At 66.1% G+C, this 15,617-nt stretch carries 16 protein-coding genes; 9 read left to right on the forward strand and 7 right to left on the reverse strand.

The genetic code is table 11. The annotated features are described in order from the left end of the window. Positions 1–87 precede the first annotated feature (87 nt). Both H3Z74_RS22210 and murI read right to left on the reverse strand, forming a co-directional pair. Positions 88–1,818: a hypothetical protein gene (locus tag H3Z74_RS22210; RefSeq protein WP_229726732.1), complete on the reverse strand. Its 1,731-nt coding sequence runs from the start codon at positions 1,816–1,818 to the stop codon at positions 88–90. Between the two features lie 24 nt (positions 1,819–1,842). Continuing rightward, complete coding sequence (murI, locus tag H3Z74_RS22215; protein ID WP_187761660.1) at positions 1,843–2,652, reverse strand: glutamate racemase; 810 nt, start codon at positions 2,650–2,652, stop codon at positions 1,843–1,845. A gap of 258 nt (positions 2,653–2,910) precedes the next feature. Here murI and plsY point away from each other — a divergent pair, with 258 nt between their 5' ends. Together plsY and dprA are read left to right on the forward strand one after the other, a co-directional pair. Further along, positions 2,911–3,495 (forward strand): glycerol-3-phosphate 1-O-acyltransferase PlsY, encoded by a 585-nt coding sequence (plsY, locus tag H3Z74_RS22220; protein ID WP_187764474.1) that lies wholly within the window; start codon positions 2,911–2,913, stop codon positions 3,493–3,495. Continuing rightward, positions 3,488–4,600: a DNA-processing protein DprA gene (dprA, locus tag H3Z74_RS22225; protein ID WP_187761661.1), complete on the forward strand. Its 1,113-nt coding sequence runs from the start codon at positions 3,488–3,490 to the stop codon at positions 4,598–4,600. Before plsY ends, dprA begins: the two co-directional genes overlap by 8 nt. Positions 4,601–5,016: 416 nt before the next feature. On the opposite strand, the gene H3Z74_RS22235 is transcribed toward dprA, so the two are convergent. After that, positions 5,017–5,580 (reverse strand): DUF5681 domain-containing protein, encoded by a 564-nt coding sequence (locus H3Z74_RS22235; RefSeq protein WP_187761662.1) that lies wholly within the window; start codon positions 5,578–5,580, stop codon positions 5,017–5,019. Positions 5,581–5,918: 338 nt separating this feature from the next. Between H3Z74_RS22235 and H3Z74_RS24690 the strand changes: the two genes are divergently transcribed. Then, positions 5,919–6,677, forward strand: coding sequence for an energy transducer TonB (locus tag H3Z74_RS24690; protein WP_261300292.1), 759 nt, complete (start codon positions 5,919–5,921; stop codon positions 6,675–6,677). 60 nt (positions 6,678–6,737) lie between these two features. Here H3Z74_RS24690 and H3Z74_RS22245 read toward each other — a convergent pair whose 3' ends face one another. Continuing rightward, positions 6,738–7,178: a hemerythrin domain-containing protein gene (locus H3Z74_RS22245; RefSeq protein ID WP_187761664.1), complete on the reverse strand. Its 441-nt coding sequence runs from the start codon at positions 7,176–7,178 to the stop codon at positions 6,738–6,740. Between the two features lie 165 nt (positions 7,179–7,343). Here H3Z74_RS22245 and topA point away from each other — a divergent pair, with 165 nt between their 5' ends. Then, on the forward strand, positions 7,344–9,911 hold the full coding sequence (gene topA / locus H3Z74_RS22250; RefSeq protein WP_187761665.1) for a type I DNA topoisomerase: 2,568 nt from the start codon (positions 7,344–7,346) through the stop codon (positions 9,909–9,911). Beyond that, positions 9,908–10,369, forward strand: coding sequence for a GNAT family N-acetyltransferase (locus tag H3Z74_RS22255; protein ID WP_187761666.1), 462 nt, complete (start codon positions 9,908–9,910; stop codon positions 10,367–10,369). Before topA ends, H3Z74_RS22255 begins: the two co-directional genes overlap by 4 nt. Positions 10,370–10,376: 7 nt before the next feature. Here H3Z74_RS22255 and H3Z74_RS22260 read toward each other — a convergent pair whose 3' ends face one another. The 3 genes from H3Z74_RS22260 to panC form a co-directional block, all read right to left on the reverse strand. After that, positions 10,377–10,781, reverse strand: coding sequence for an MAPEG family protein (locus tag H3Z74_RS22260; RefSeq protein ID WP_187761667.1), 405 nt, complete (start codon positions 10,779–10,781; stop codon positions 10,377–10,379). Between the two features lie 59 nt (positions 10,782–10,840). Continuing rightward, complete coding sequence (locus H3Z74_RS22265) at positions 10,841–11,137, reverse strand: hypothetical protein (RefSeq protein WP_187761668.1); 297 nt, start codon at positions 11,135–11,137, stop codon at positions 10,841–10,843. Between the two features lie 111 nt (positions 11,138–11,248). Beyond that, on the reverse strand, positions 11,249–12,097 hold the full coding sequence (panC, locus tag H3Z74_RS22270) for a pantoate--beta-alanine ligase (RefSeq protein ID WP_187761669.1): 849 nt from the start codon (positions 12,095–12,097) through the stop codon (positions 11,249–11,251). Between the two features lie 108 nt (positions 12,098–12,205). Here panC and H3Z74_RS22275 point away from each other — a divergent pair, with 108 nt between their 5' ends. The 4 genes from H3Z74_RS22275 to H3Z74_RS22290 all read left to right on the forward strand — a co-directional run bounded on the left by H3Z74_RS22275 (position 12,206) and on the right by H3Z74_RS22290 (position 15,570). Beyond that, positions 12,206–12,988 (forward strand): division plane positioning ATPase MipZ, encoded by a 783-nt coding sequence (locus H3Z74_RS22275; RefSeq protein WP_390901778.1) that lies wholly within the window; start codon positions 12,206–12,208, stop codon positions 12,986–12,988. A 10-nt stretch (positions 12,989–12,998) separates the two neighbouring features. Further along, entirely contained in the window at positions 12,999–13,280 is a 282-nt protein-coding gene (locus H3Z74_RS22280; RefSeq protein ID WP_187761671.1) for a J domain-containing protein, read from the forward strand. Positions 13,281–13,344: 64 nt separating this feature from the next. Further along, positions 13,345–14,727, forward strand: coding sequence for a phosphoglucomutase/phosphomannomutase PgmG (pgmG, locus tag H3Z74_RS22285; protein WP_187761672.1), 1,383 nt, complete (start codon positions 13,345–13,347; stop codon positions 14,725–14,727). Between the two features lie 75 nt (positions 14,728–14,802). After that, entirely contained in the window at positions 14,803–15,570 is a 768-nt protein-coding gene (locus H3Z74_RS22290; protein WP_187761673.1) for a 3'-5' exonuclease, read from the forward strand. Positions 15,571–15,617 lie beyond the last annotated feature (47 nt).

The following is a 15,617-nucleotide window of genomic DNA, read 5'->3' on the forward strand; positions in this document are numbered from 1 at the left end:
GCAACTTTGCACGATCAGCGTGATCGGATTGAACCATTTCAGTCGCACCGGCGGCAAAGCGGCCTGGGATCGTCCGGCGCCATCGCTTCACGACGTCCCCGGCGTCTCCGGCATCATCGTCCATGGCTCGGCCTGGCGCATGTCCAGCCGGCAAAGGCCCTGTAGCCGGTGCCGCTGCGCATAGGTCGCGACTCGCGATTCGTAATCCGCCGCCTGTGGATTGGCGAACGCCCAGTCCGGCGGGTTGAAGGTCGAAAAACCGTTGATCGTCGGCACATTCCATCGTTCGGCAAGGAACATCGCGTCGACATTGTGCGGATAGAGGCTGTTCAGGACTTCGTGCCCGAACATCGGCTCGAACTTGCGCGCCGCGACGACATAAAAAGCACGGCAGGCCGGTGGCGGTGCCGGGATCGCCCATAAGGCCGTCCGCTGCACCGATCGACTCAGCAGCGCCGCCGATGCGCCGGTCAGCTGTTCCCCGACGAGCAGCGCGAGCAGGCCGCCCATCACGAAGGAGCGGGTCCGCAGCAACCGGTGCGCCTGCGCGCGGTACGCCGCGACCACCACGAGCAGGGCCGGCAGGACCAGGAACAACTGATAGCGCAGCACGACCCTGATCCCGCTCGCCCCGGGCGCGAGGCGGAAGACGAGGTACCACAGGGAATGACCGAACAGCTTCAGCGTGAGCAGCCAGCTCACGATCAGCGCCAGCGCCAGCGCGCGGAGCGCCGGCGACACCGGCTGTTCCGGGCCAGCGCTGCGCCGGACGATGATCCGCCACGCAGCGGTGAGAATCAGGATGAAGAGCAGCACCGGGAAACCGGTCACATGCTCGCCGTCGATTATGCGCTCCGCCGCGCCTGTATTGGGAACCAGCGCGCGGAACAGGCGAAAAATCCATCCCCAGACATAATTGTCGGGACCGACATTGATCAAATCGATCGGATTGACCTGATTATAGACATGATCGAAATAATGATGCCCGCCGGTTTCCCATTTCTTCGGCAGGTATGTGACGAGGAAGGGGACGATGAACACCGCAAACGAAACCACCCCGATCGCGATCGTCGCGATGTGCGGGCGGACCGCGCCGGCGAACGCGCGCGGCTTCAGCGGCATGGCCAGGATTCCGTAGAACAGCACATACAGCGCCGAAAACAGGACGGTGAACCATGCCATGTAATAGGCGGTCATCAGCCATGCGGCGAGCAATGCCGCCAGCGCGACTGCGCCAATCCGGGCGCGGGCCTTTTGCTCCGCCCGTTCGGCGCGAACGACGCCGATCATCAGCATCATCGCGACCGGCAGCAGCGCGATGATGTGAAGCTGGGCGTGTCCCGCCTGGATCACCATGCCGCTGGCGATCGTGAAAATCAGCGCGACGAACAGCGCGCTGCGATGACCCCATCCCAGGCTCCTCGACACCAGGCGATAGGCGGCGAAAAACCCGATCGTCTTGAAGGTGAAGATGTTGAGCGTGTCGGCCAGGAACGGGTCGGCGAACAGGCGCCAGAATGAATAGACCAGACCGTACAGGAAATAGCCGTCATTATAGCCGAGCGTGCCGGCATAGGGGTAGAAATAGCCGGTCGTCGCCCAGTGGCTGGCGCCGGTCAGCACATTGCGCCAATGCTCGAGCAGGCTGATTTCGATCAGGCCATCGCCGCGATCGCCATAGCCCAGATCGAATCCGCTCAGTATCGGCCCGCGAAAGAACAGCAGCATCGCCAGCGCATAGGTGGCGAACAACGCCAGCCGCTCCGGCACGACGGACGGGTGCGGCACGGGCGCGCCATTGGCGCTTTCCGTCAGCATCCCGGTTGCAATCCCAGTCTCATTTCAAAAGGGCTCAAGCCGGTTCAGGCCATAGCTCGCCAGCGCCGGCGCCAGCGCGTCGACATCGCCGCCGCCGCGGGTAAACACCGCACGCCCCGCGCCGGGATCGTCGGGCCATTCCTGCCCCTGCGTCAGCGCCGCGACGCGCCGCGCGATGCCCGCGCCGCCATCGACGAAGCGGATCGCGCGCCCGCCCAGGCTCTGCGCGGCGGCGGTCAGCTCGGCTTCGACCAGCGGGAAATGCGTGCAGGCCAGCACCACCGTATCGATGCGCTCGCCGCCCGGCTGGCCGAGCAGGCCCTGCAGCGCGGCGGCATAGCGCGCCGGGTCGGTCGCCTCGCCGCGCAGCTTCGCCTCGGCAAGCTCGACCAGCTCGGCCGAGCCGTACCGCAGCACCAGGCAGTCGCCGGCAAAGCGGGCGGTCAGGTCATCGACATAGGGCTGGCGGACGGTCGCACTGGTGCCCAGCACGCCGATCGCGCGCGTCACGCTGATCGCCGCCGCAGGCTTGATCGCCGGCACCGTCCCGACGACGCCCAAGTCGAGTGCGGAGCGCACCGCTGCCAGCGCGATGGTCGAGGCGGTGTTGCAGGCGATGACGATCAGGCGCGGCCGATAGCGTTCGGCCAGCCGCCCGAGCAGGGCGGGCACGCGCGCCGCGATCTCCGCCTCGCTCTTGGTGCCATAGGGAAATCCCGCCGAATCGGCGACATAGATGAACGGTGCGCGGGGCAGCAGCGCGCGGGTCGGGCCCAGCACCGACAGGCCGCCGACGCCGGAATCGAAGAACAGGATCGGTCGCGCATCCGTCATGCGTGCCGCTTAACGTGGCTGGCGCGCGGGGCAAGGGGCTGCGCCGTCCGCGGGCCGGCACGAACCGGTCTTTTCGCGGCGGCTGGCGAAAACACGGCGCGCGAAGTGAGGTTTGTCGCCCGACGCGCGTCTGAGGATATGCGGATCGGCGCCGGGACTCATCATCCCCTTCTGTCCGCCCGGATCATGTTGGCGTCGCGATTGGTGTCGGCTATACCCGAACATAAGGGGGGCGATTTGCCGACTGAATATCTGTGGATGGCGCCGGCGGGCGCGATGGTGCTGGGCTATCTGCTCGGGTCGATCCCGTTCGGGGTGATCCTGACGCGGCTGGCCGGGGCCGGCGATCTGCGCACCATCGGGTCGGGCAATATCGGCGCGACCAATGTGCTGCGTACCGGGCGCAAGGGGCTCGCGGCGGCGACCTTGCTGCTCGACGGCGCCAAGGGCTGGGCCGCGGTGCTGCTGTGCGAACATCTCTTCCCCGGCACTGGCGTGGTCGCCGCGGCGGCGGCGTTTCTCGGACATCTCTACCCGGTCTGGCTCAAATTCCGCGGCGGCAAGGGCGTCGCGACGATGATGGGCATCCTGCTCGCGCTGCACTGGCCGAGCGCCCTGGTCTATGCCGGCATCTGGCTCGGCCTGCTCGCCATACTGCGCATCTCCTCGCTTGCCGGCATGACCGCGGCGGTCAGCGCGCCGGTCAGCGTGGCGCTCTTCTCGCAATTCGACCTGGTGCTGCTGCTGCTCGCGCTCGCCCTGCTGGTGCTGTGGAAACACCGCGCCAATATCGACCGGCTGCTCGCCGGGACTGAGCCGCGCATCGGCAGCAAGAGTGGCTGACTCTGCCGGGCGGGATGGCGGGCGAGACAGCGGCGGGGCGATTGCCCGCCTCCGGCTGATCCGCACCGCCCAGATCGGTCCCGTCACCTATCGCCAGCTGCTCGCGCGCTTCGGCGATGCCGCCGCGGCGATCGAGGCGCTGCCCGGACTTGCCGCGCGCGGTGGCGGGCGCCCGCCGCTGATCGCGGATCGCGCCCTTGCCGAACGCGAACTGGCGACCGCGGCGAAGCTCGGCGCACGGCATCTGTTCCTCGACGATCCTGACTATCCTGCCTTGCTCGCCGAGCTCGACGATGCGCCGCCGGTGCTGACGCTGCGCGGCGACATGGCGCTGCTCGGGCGCACCGCGGTCGCGATGGTCGGCGCGCGCAACGCTTCGGCCGCTGCCTGCCGCTTCGCGCGGCAGCTCGCCTATCAGCTCGCGGATCAGGGCGTCGCGGTCGTGTCGGGCCTGGCGCGCGGTATCGACACCGCGGTGCATGTCGGCGCGCTGGAGGGCGGCACGATCGCGGTGATCGCGGGCGGCATCGATATCGCTTACCCACCGGAAAACGCCGCGCTGCAGGAACGGATCGCGCGCGAAGGCCTGCTGATCGCCGAACAGCCGCCCGGCACCGAACCACGCGCGCGCCACTTTCCCTATCGCAACCGCATCATCTCCGGCCTGTCGGTCGGCACGGTGGTGGTGGAGGCAGCGCCGAAATCCGGTTCGCTGATCACCGCAAGGCTGGCGGGCGAACAGGGCCGCGAAGTGATGGCGGTACCCGGCTCTCCGCTCGATCCGCGTGCACAGGGCTGCAACGGCCTGATCCGCGACGGCGCGATCCTGGTCCAGTCCGCCGCCGACGTGCTGGAAACGATCCGCCCGATCGATGCGCGGATGGTGCGGGCTCCCAGCTCGCCCTTCACTGGCCCGCCGCCCCGGGATGCCAGCGATGTGGAGCGCCGCGACCTGGTCTCGCTGCTTGGCCCGGTGCCGGTCGCGATCGACGAACTGATCCGCCAGTCGGGCTTCGCGCCGGCGGTGGTGCAGATGGTGCTGCTCGAACTGGAACTGGCGGGGCGGCTCGAACGCCATGCCGGCGGGCGGGTGAGCGGGGTTTGATCGAGACAGGATGTCGGCTGGACCCGGTATTGTCTGCCTGAGACTCCCAGCATGAAGATAGCATCAACATGATTAGGCATCAGGCAATAGCCCCAGACCTCGACGTTCGTTCGCGCAGCCGCTTCGGCGAACAAATCGAGATAGAGCGCATAGTCGCCCTCCTCGAAGAAGGTGGCCTGACGCCCATTTCCCCGTTGCGTCACGTGATACGCGAGGCCGGGGATCACGAGGCGAGACAGGCGGGCCATTTCATGGAGGTTTAGTGAATTTAGGGGTTAGGTAAACTGTCACCGTAATTCCCCGAATCCGGTGATTGCTTCAACATAAAGTCGAATCGAATCCGCGCTACCGCGTATCGATGTCACATCCGAAATAGATGAATTTTACCCGGTCCGCTGTCTGCACAGGCGCGCCCATCATGCGCCATCCTCCTCCCCCGTCTCAGTCCGCACCACGGACACCCCCGATACTCCATCGATCATGATATCGTCGTCGCTCGTCCATAATGGCACGAACCCGCGTTGCTCGGCGCAGTAGCGCTCGTTCACGCCACCGCGCTCGAGCATGTTGAACAGCGCGATCTGCACGTCCTTTTGTTCGCGCTCCGCCGCCTGTACGATCGTGGTCCAGCGCCGCTGCGCGATCGGGTTGCCGCTCATCGCGGCCCGGGTCAGCGCCCGGAACACCGCACGGTGCGCCGGGATCTCGACCGAGGATCCGTCCGGCTCCTCCACGCGCACCATCCGGTACGCTTCTTCCAGGATCATCGCCCGGGTCGGCTGGTCCGCCCCGGGCAGGCGATCGCCGCGCGTGCCCGTCGCCCCGCGACCCGGCGGCCGCCCGGCAGGGTTGCCCGACATGCCTTTAACAAAGCGCTGGCCGATCGGCGGCGTGCGTTTCCTGGGATTGGCCCCGGCCGCAGACGCAGCGAAGTCATCGCCCATTCGCTCGTCGGTCGATTCTATCATTCCTTCGGTCATGTCATGGCCCCGATCATGGCTGATTCGATTCCCCCACAACCAGAATTCCGGCATCGGTTGAATCGGCCGCGCGTGATTGTGACCGCTGTTCGGGCAGCGGCCACCCCTGTTCCGGTGACCGCGACCCCTGTTCCCCACCGCTGTTCCGGAACAGCGGTGGGCGGGCGTATCTCACGGAGATACGGCTGTAATTCCACGCCCGCGATCCAACATAACAGGGGTGGTTTTTTTATTTTTGCAGAACAGCGGAAAACGCCGTCCCGATGGGGCATCGACCAATGCGACGGATCGGGCCGGTCGGCGTTATATCGGCACCGCTTGCTGATCGAGGATCGCGCGTGACGGCTGATCAATCGAATCTGTCCGATCGGATCAAGGGCGCGATCGCCGCGGCGGTCGTGCAGCTGGTGCTCGGCTATATCCTGATCGCCGGCCTCGCGGTGCATTCGCCGGTCCGGCTGAGCGACGATCTCAAGCTGTTCGGCATTGCGCCGAACCCACCGCCCCCGCCGCCCGAGAAGAAGATTCCGCGCCGCAAGGCGAGCCGGGCCGAGGGAGCGGCATCGCCACCCAATCTGCGCGCCAAGCCGACCGAAGTGGTCGCGCCGCGGCCGGTCGTCGTGGTGGCGGTGCCGCCGCCGGTGGTCGCCGCGCCGATCGCCGGACCCGGCGCGCAGGCGTCGGCCGGGGCGGCGGATGTGCGCGGGCCCGGCACCGGCGCCGGCGGGGTGGGCGATGGGCTGGGCAGCGGCGGGTATGGGGATGGCGACGGCGACGGCGGCTATGAAAGCCCGCCGCGCCGGCGCAGCGGGCGGCTGAAGGATTCGGACTATCCCGGCGCGGTCGGCGCGGCCGGGATCGGCGGCACCGTGTCGGTGCGCTACACGGTCGAAACCAATGGCCGCGCCACCGGCTGCTTCATCACCCATTCCAGCGGCAACGAACTGCTCGACGTGACCACCTGCCGGTTGATCGAGCAGCGCTTCCGCTTTGAACCCTCGCGCGATGCGCGCGGCCGGCCGGTCCGTTCGGTCCTGGTCGAGGACCATGAGTGGGAGATCGACCAGCAGCCGGCGCAGGAGGCGCCGCGCCGATGACCGCCGATGACCAATGTCTTCACCCTCGCCGGTCAGGTGCCGATGTTCGGCATTCCGGGTTCAGCATTCCGGCTTGGCCCGCAACGGAATATGCGCAGCGGCCAGCGCGAGCGGGTAGAGCAACTCATTCTCGCGCCTGACCCGCCCGCCCAGGCGGCGCATCAGGTCGAGCGTGGCGGTTTTGAAAACCGGCCATTCGGCCTCGACCCGCGCTATGGGCCAGTCCGCCATATAGGCGATCCAGTCGCCGATCAGATCCTTGAACTCCGCGACGACGTCCTGCGCCGCCGCTGCCGCCGCGGCATCGTTGCCGCCGATCAGCCTGGGATAGATCGCACTGTCCTCGGTGTGGAGGTGCTGCATCAGCAGGGCGGACAGCGCATCGCGCGCTGCGAGTGCCGGCCCGGGAGGGGACTGGTCCGGTTCTACGGCATCGACCAGCCGGGCCGCCAGCACGGTGAGCGCGTCATGTTCGCGCATCAGGCTTTCGTAATCGACCATGTCGTTGAGACCCAATTGAAATTCGGCTCGCCGCTCTCACATCCACCCTGACATTCACTTCCTAACAAAAGCTGATGGGCCGCGTGTTGGTGGCAATGCCCCCTTGACGGGCCCCCTAGAAGCTTTCCACCCTCGCGCGTACACGTAAGGACATTCATACCCTCCATGCAGCTTGTCATTGTCGAATCGCCCGCCAAGGCGAAAACCATCGAGAAATATCTGGGCTCCGACTATCGCGTTCTCGCGAGCTACGGCCATGTCCGCGATCTGCCGCCCAAGGACGGCTCGGTGAATCCCGATGACGGCTTCGCGATGGAATGGGAAAACTACGCCGACAAGGCGAAGCAATTGAAAGCGATCGCCGATCTGGCGAAGACCGCCGACCGATTGATCCTCGCAACCGATCCCGATCGTGAGGGCGAGGCGATTTCATGGCATGTCCAGGAAGTGCTGCGCAACCGCAAGGCGCTGCCCAAGGATGTGCAGCGCGTGACCTTCAACGCGATCACCAAGGCGACGGTGACCGAGGCGATGAAGCACCCGCGCGAGCTCGATACCGACCTGATCGACGCCTATCGTGCGCGCCGTGCGCTCGACTATCTGGTCGGCTTCACTCTGTCGCCGGTGCTGTGGCGCAAGCTGCCCGGCGCCAAGTCGGCCGGCCGCGTGCAGTCGGTCGCGCTGCGCCTGATCGTGCAGCGCGAGCGCGAGATCGAAGCGTTCAAGGCACAGGAATATTGGTCGGTCGTCGCCGACATGGAGCAGGACGGCACGCCGTTCCAGGCGCGGCTCGTCACCTTCGAAGGCAAGAAGCTCGACCGGCTGTCGATCGGCGAAGAAGGCACCGCGAAGCGCGCCAAGCAAGCGGTCGAGGAGGGACGCTTCAGCGTCCAGACCGTCGAGGTCAAGCCGGCCACGCGCAACCCGCCGCCGCCCTTTACCACCTCGACCCTGCAGCAGGAGGCGTCGCGCAAGCTCGGCTTCTCCGCCGATCATACGATGCGTATCGCGCAAGGGCTCTACGAGGACGGCGCGATCACCTATATGCGGACCGACGGCGTACAGATGGACGGATCGGCCATTTCCGCCGCGCGCAAGGCGGTCGCGGATCGCTATGACGCGAGCTATGTCCCGGACAGCCCGCGCCAGTATCAGACCAAGGCCAAGAATGCGCAGGAAGCGCATGAGGCGATCCGTCCGACCGACTTCGGCAAGGACAAGATGGGCGGTGGCGATCATGCGCGGCTCTACGACCTGATCTGGAAGCGTGCGCTCGCCAGCCAGATGGCGTCCGCGCGGATGGAGCGCACCACGGTCGAGCTGCTCGACGGCTCGGGCCAGACCGGCCTGCGCGCGACCGGCCAGGTCGTGCTCTTCCCCGGCTATCTCGCGCTCTATGAAGAAGGCTCGGACGACAGCGCCGATGAGGAAAGCCGCCGCCTGCCGCGCATGCGCGAAGGCGATGCGCCGGCCAAGAAGGGCGTCACCGCCGAACAGCATTTCACGCAACCGCCGCCGCGCTTCTCCGAAGCGTCGCTGGTCAAGCGGCTGGAGGAGCTCGGCATCGGCCGGCCCTCGACCTATGCCTCGATCATCAAGACGCTGAAGGACCGCGCCTATGTGCGGGTCGAGAAGAACCGCTTCTTCGCCGAGGAAAGTGGGCGGCTGGTGACGGCGTTCCTCGAACGCTTCTTCGAGAAATATGTCGGCTATGATTTCACCGCCGGGCTCGAGGATGAGCTTGACGAAGTGTCGGGTGGCCGCGCGCAATGGCAATCGGTGCTCGACGCCTTCTGGAAGGACTTCAAGCCGCGCACCAATGAAGTGATGGAGCAGAAGCCGTCGGAAGTGACCGCCGCGCTTGACCTGTTCCTCGAACCCTATCTCTTCCCGGCCAAGGCCGATGGCGGCGATCCGCGACTGTGCCCGAATTGCGGCGAGGGGCGGCTTGCGCTGCGCGGCGGCAAGTTCGGCGCGTTCGTCGCCTGCTCCAACTATCCGGAGTGCAAATATACCCGTCGCTTCGGTCAGGGCGGTGGCGACGAGGGCGGCGATGCCGGTCCCGAGACGATGGGCAATGATCCCGAGACCGGCCTGCCGGTCGAACGCAAGGCGGGGCGCTTCGGCCCCTATATCCAGCTCGGCGAGGGCAAGGACGCAAAGCGTGCCTCGATCCCCAAGGACATTCCGGAGCTCGACCTGGAATGGGCGCTGAAGCTGCTCAGTCTGCCGCGCACCGTCGGCACGCATCCGGAAAGCGGCGAGCCGATTACCGCGTCGATCGGGCGCTATGGGCCTTATCTTGCTCATGCCGGCAAATATGCGCGGCTCGGCTCGACCATGGAGGTGTTCGAGACCGGCATGAACACCGCGGTGGTCAAGCTGGCCGAGGCGGCGGCGGGCGGCGGACGTCCGCAGCGTGGCGCCCAGGCGCCGCTCAAGATCCTCGGCAAGCATCCGCGCACCGAAGCCGAGATCAAGCTGATGGAGGGGCGTTACGGTCCCTATGTCACGGACGGCGAAACCAATGCCACTCTGCCCAAGTCGATCGAGAAGGATGCGCTGACCCTGGAAGAAGCCGCGCAGCTGCTCGATGCGCGCGCCGCTGCGGGACCGTCGAAGAAGGGCAAGAAGAAAGCTCCGGCGAAAAAAGCCGCTGCCAAGAAGGCGCCGGCCAAGAAGGCCGCAGCGAAGAAGCCGGCGGCCAAGGCGAAGGCGGTGGCCGCCGAATGACGGTGACGATCCGGTCCTATGCCGATCCGGATCGGACCCGCATGCTGGCGATCTTCGATGCCAACACGCCGGCTTTCTTCGCAGTCAATGAGCGGGCGGACTTCATCGCCTGGCTCGACCGCCATGCCGCGCTCCATGCGGTGTGCGTGCGGGACGGCCCAATCGAAGCGGGAGTGGTGGTGGCGGGTTTCGCCGTTGCGCCGGGCACGCCGGGCCGCGCGCATCTCAACTGGATCCTGGTCGATCCGGCGGCGCAGGGCGGCGGTATCGGTCGCGCGATGATGGCGGCGGCGCGTGCGCGGGCGGCCGGGCTGGGCGCGACGATCGTCGATATCGCGGCGAGCCAGCATTCCGCGCCGTTCTTCGCACGACACGGTGCGCGCACGCTCGGGCGGATCGATGACGGCTGGGGCCCCGGCATGCATCGGGTCGATATGGAGTGGCCGCTCGAGCTTTAGGCGGTGCTCAGCCCGGCATCGGGCTATGCACCAGGATCAACAGCCACACTGCCAGGCCAAGCAGGATCAGCAGGGTGCCGACGATCCCGATCGAGCGGGTCGCGGTGGGCGGTCCGGGCGGGTTGAACAGGCCGATCGCGTTGAGCGTGCGGCATGCGACAAAGGCGCTGGCGACGATGCCGAGCGCCAGATGGTTCGCGTCGTAGGTTTCGAGCAGGCCGATCAGGATGATGCCGATCGGGGCATATTCGGTAAGGTTGCCATGCGCGCGGATCGCGCAGGCCAGGCCTTGCTGGCCGGCGTCGCCGAACGACGCTTCATATTTGATCCGCAGGCGGATCGTCGCGACCGACAGGAAGACCAGCAGCAGCGCAAGCGCGACCGTGGTGAGCGCGGTGATCATCATGTGCATCGACCCCTCCGTTTATCGTTACGGAGGCGATCCTACGCCCGATCGATGGAGAAGCCCAGTCAGGCGGCGCGCGGGCTGGTCATGTGCAGCCAGGCACGAGCGGCCTTTTGCGCGATGGCGATGTCGCGTGCGCTCATATCCTCGGAAATCTCGCTGCGGCAGGCCTGCGCCGCCTCGCTGCCCGCGACTGCGGCCAGGTTGAACCATTTATGCGCTTCGATCAGGTCGATATCGATCCCGGCCGCGCCGCTGGAATAGACCATGCCCAGTTCATAACAGGCATCGGCGTCGCCGCGTGCCGCATCAGCCAATCGGCTGTCGATCAGAAACTGTGCGCTCTTCAGGCTGCTGCCCATGTCACTAACCCCCGTTAACCATTCCTACGGCCTGACTTTGCCGCGTGGGGATCAACAAATGGTTAATGGTCATTAGGGACGTTTGCGCGTCCCTCCGTATTGGGGTGTTGGTTAAGCCGGTACTAATTCGATCGCGAGGTTGTCGATCAGCCGTGTCGTACCAATCCGCGCGGCGGCGAGCAGGCGTCGCGGGCGGGCGGGATCGCCGTCGGGAGCGAGCGTTTCGGCGTCGACGAGTTCGACATAATCGACCTCGAAACCGGCTGCCCTGAGCGATTCGCGTGCCGTATCGAGCGCGGCCTCGGCATCGTCGCCGCGCCCGATCGCCTTGGCCGCGACGCCGAGCGCGCGGGGCAGCGCGACGGCGCGGGCGCGCTGCTCGTCGTCGAGATAGATGTTGCGTGACGAGAGCGCGAGGCCGTCATCCTCGCGCTGCGTGGGCACGCCGACAATCTCGATATCCAGGTCGAGGTCGATGACCATGCGGCGAATCACCGCGAGCTGCTGGAAATCCTTCTCGCCGAAATAAGCGGTGTCGGGCCGCACCTGATTGAACAATTTGGTGACGACGGTCGCGACGCCGTCGAAATGCCCCGGCCGCGCTGCGCCGTCCAGGCCGTCGCTGACACCGGCGACCGAGATATTCGTGGCGAAGTCCTGCGGGTACATGATCTCGACCGGCGGCATCCACAACAGGTCGCAGCCCGCCTCTTTCAGCATGCGCGTATCGGCGGTCTCCTTGCGTGGATAGCGCGACAGATCCTCGTTCGCACCGAACTGTTTCGGGTTGACGAAGATCGACGCGATCACGCGCGTGCCGGTGCGCTTCGCCGCTTCGACCAGTGCCATATGGCCGGCATGCAGCGCGCCCATCGTCGGCACCAGCGCGATTCGGGCCCCCTCGGCGCGGAACGCAGCGACTGCCTCACGCAGGGACTCGGTCTGACGGATGGTTTGCACGCGCTACTAGCCTTCGATAAGGACGGGCGGGCCTTCTATGGGGGGGCGGTCCAGCCAGGCAACCAGGGGAAATCAAGGACTGTGTCGACGGTTGCGCAAAAGCCACACGTGCAAAGGCCGCACGTCATCGTATTCGCCAATGAAAAGGGCGGTACGGGGAAATCCACCACTGCGGTCCATGTCGCGATCGCGCTCGAGGCGCGGGGCGCGCGCGTCGCCGCATTCGATCTCGATCATCGTCAGCGCACCATGGGGCGTTATCTCGACAATCGGGCCGAGACCGGCAAGCGCACCGGTCGCGAATTGCCGATCCCGCGCCATGCGACGCATGACGGCGAGAGTTTGGCGCGCTACACCGAGACGCTCGACGCGCTGTCCGTGGATACCGATTTCCTGGTCATCGATACGCCGGGCCGTGACGACCGTTTCGCACGCATGGCCGCGCAGCGTGCCGATACATTGGTCACGCCGATGAACGACAGCTTCGTCGATTTCGACCTGATCGGACAGGTCGATCCGGTAACCTACAAGGTGACCCGCCCCAGCTTCTATGCCGAACTGATCTGGGATGCGCGCAAGGCACGGGCCAAGGCCGACGGCTCGACGATCGACTGGGTCGTGCTGCGCAACCGGGTCCAGCATATCGAGGCGCGCAACATGCGCCGCGTGTCCGAAGCACTCGACCAGCTCGCCAAGCGGGTCGGCTTCCGCATCATTCCAGGGCTCGGCGAGCGGGTGATCTATCGCGAGCTGTTCCCCAAAGGACTGACCATGCTCGATGCGCGTGAATTCGGCGAAATGGGCCTGGCCCATGTCGCGGCACGCCAGGAATTGCGCGAGATGATGGCCGCGCTCGCCTTGCCCGAGCCCGTCCTGCCGCTGTTCGCTTGAGCCCGCGACCATGATTTTCAAAATAATCGTTGCTGTGCTGGTTGCCTATGCCGGCTGGTACCTGTGGCAGGGCCCGAAGAAGACGCACCGGCGAATTCGGCCGGAGACGCTGAACGTTGAAGCCGCGGCGGCGCGCGCGGTGCTGGGCGTGCATGCGGAGGCAAGCGAGGCCGAAATCCGCGCCGCGCATCGTCGCTTGATCAGCGCGGTCCATCCGGATCACGGCGGCTCGGCCGAACTGACGCGCCGGGTCAATGCCGCGCGCGATACCTTGTTGAAGCGCCCAAGTTGATGCGCGCGCGTTGAACTTTCTTCGCGCTTGCCGATTGAAGACGCAAATCATGACAGGAGTTCCGATGACCCATGTTTTCGACCCTACGTCCCTGCGCGAATATGACATTCGCGGTATTGTCGGAAAGACATTGGGTCCGGCCGATGCGACTGCGATCGGGCGCGGTTTCGCGACGCGCCTGCGACGCGCGGGCGGCACGCGGGTGGCGGTCGGCTATGATGGGCGGACCTCGTCGCCTGAGCTGGAAACCGCGCTGATCGCCGGCTTGACCGCATCAGGTGTCGATGTCGTGCGCACCGGCATGGGGCCGACGCCGCAGCTCTATTATGCCGAAGCGATCCTTGAGGTGGATGGCGGAATCCAGATCACTGGCAGCCACAACCCAGGCAATTACAACGGCTTCAAGATGGTGCTGCAGCATCTGCCCTTCTTCGGCGCCGACATTCAGGATCTGGCGAGGCTGGCCGAGGCTGGCGACTGGGAAGAAGGCGAAGGCGTCGTTACCGAGGCCGATATCGTCGACGATTATGTCGGACGCCTGCTCGCCGGCTATGTCGGGGGCGCGTACCGGATCGGCTGGGACGCCGGCAACGGCGCGTCGGGTCCGGTGATCGAGAAGCTGACCAAGCTGCTGCCGGGCGAGCATCACCTGCTCTACACCGAGGTCGATGGCACTTTCCCCAACCATCATCCCGATCCGACCGAGGAGAAGAACCTCGCCGATCTGAAAAAGCTGGTGGCCGACAAGCAGCTCGATTTCGGGCTGGCGTTCGACGGCGATGGCGACCGTATCGGTGCGATCGATGGCCAGGGCCGGGTGATCTGGGGCGATCAGCTGCTGTCGATCCTGGCAGAGCCGGTGCTGAAGGAATTGCCCGGCGCGACGATCATCGCCGATGTGAAGGCATCGCAGGCGCTGTTCGACCGCGTGAAGGAACTGGGCGGTGAGCCCTTGATGTGGAAGACCGGACACAGCCTGATCAAGACCAAGATGAAGGAAACCCATGCGCCGCTCGCCGGCGAGATGTCGGGCCATATCTTCTTCGCGCACGACTATTACGGCTTCGACGATGCGCAATATGCCGCCGTCCGGCTGATCCGCGCGGTGCACATGATCGGCAAGTCTATGACCGAGATTCGCGGCGCGATGCCCGCTCTGGTCAACACGCCCGAGATGCGCTTCCAGGTCGATGAGAGCCGCAAGTTTGCGGTGGTCGAGGAAGTGCTGGAGCGGCTCGAGCAGGAAGGCGCCGACGTCAACCGCACCGATGGCGCGCGAGTCAACACCCCCGACGGCTGGTGGCTGCTGCGCGCCTCGAACACCCAGGATGTGCTGGTCGCGCGCGCCGAGGCGAAGGACCAGGCTGCACTCGACCGGCTGCTGGCAATGATCGATGCGCAACTCGCCGCGAGTGGCCTGGTGCGCGGTGAACAGGCGGGACACTGACCGGATAGCCCTCTCCCCGGTGGGGAGAGGGCTAAAAGGCTGGCGTTCCGTTGCTGAACTCGCCACTTACGCCTGATGCCGCCACCGCCGCCCCAGATCATCCGCGTCGTCGATCTCGAAACCACCGGTCCTGCCCCGCCCGCACACGGCGTGTGCGAGATTGGCTGGCAGGATGTCGCGCTCGGCGCCGATGGGCGCTGGGACTTGCAGGGCGAGGGTGGCGCGCGGCTGGTCAATCCGGGGCGGCCAATCCCGCCGGTGACGCAGGCGATCCATCATATCCTTGACGAGCAGGTTGCGAACGAGCCGCTATGGCATGATGTCGCGCGCGCGGTGCTCGATCCCTGGCCGCGCCGGGTCGCGCTGGCTGCACACCGCGCGGATTATGAGATGAAGTTCTGCACGCCGGCGCTGACTCATAATGCGCAGTGGATCTGCACCTGGAAATGCGCGCTGCGGCTGTGGCCCGACAGCCCCAGCTTCTCCAACCAGGTGCTGCGCTACTGGCGCAAGCCCGAGGGGATGGAGCATGAACGCGGCCTGCCCGCGCACCGCGCCTTTCCCGATTCCTATGTCACCGCCTTCCACCTGCGTGACATGCTCAATGAAGCCGGGGTGGCGCAGCTGATCGAATGGTCGAACCTGCCCGGCCTGTTGCCGGCGGTGCGGCAAGGGCCAGATCGCGGCAAGAACTGGCACGAGATCAGCGACGAATCGCTGGCGGTGCAGCTCGGCGATCGCGACGTGGATGTTCGCTTCAGCGCCGAGACCGAATTGGCGCGGCGGCGCGGCGGTGGCGCGGTCGGGCGTCAGACACCGCAGGGCAGGCTGTTTGAAGATTGACGCCTGAGGTTATCCTGGCCGATCCGGCTTGATCGAGGTCAAGACGG

Origin of the sequence: Sphingomonas alpina, assembly GCF_014490665.1 — a bacterium.
Classification (GTDB): domain Bacteria; phylum Pseudomonadota; class Alphaproteobacteria; order Sphingomonadales; family Sphingomonadaceae; genus Sphingomonas; species Sphingomonas alpina.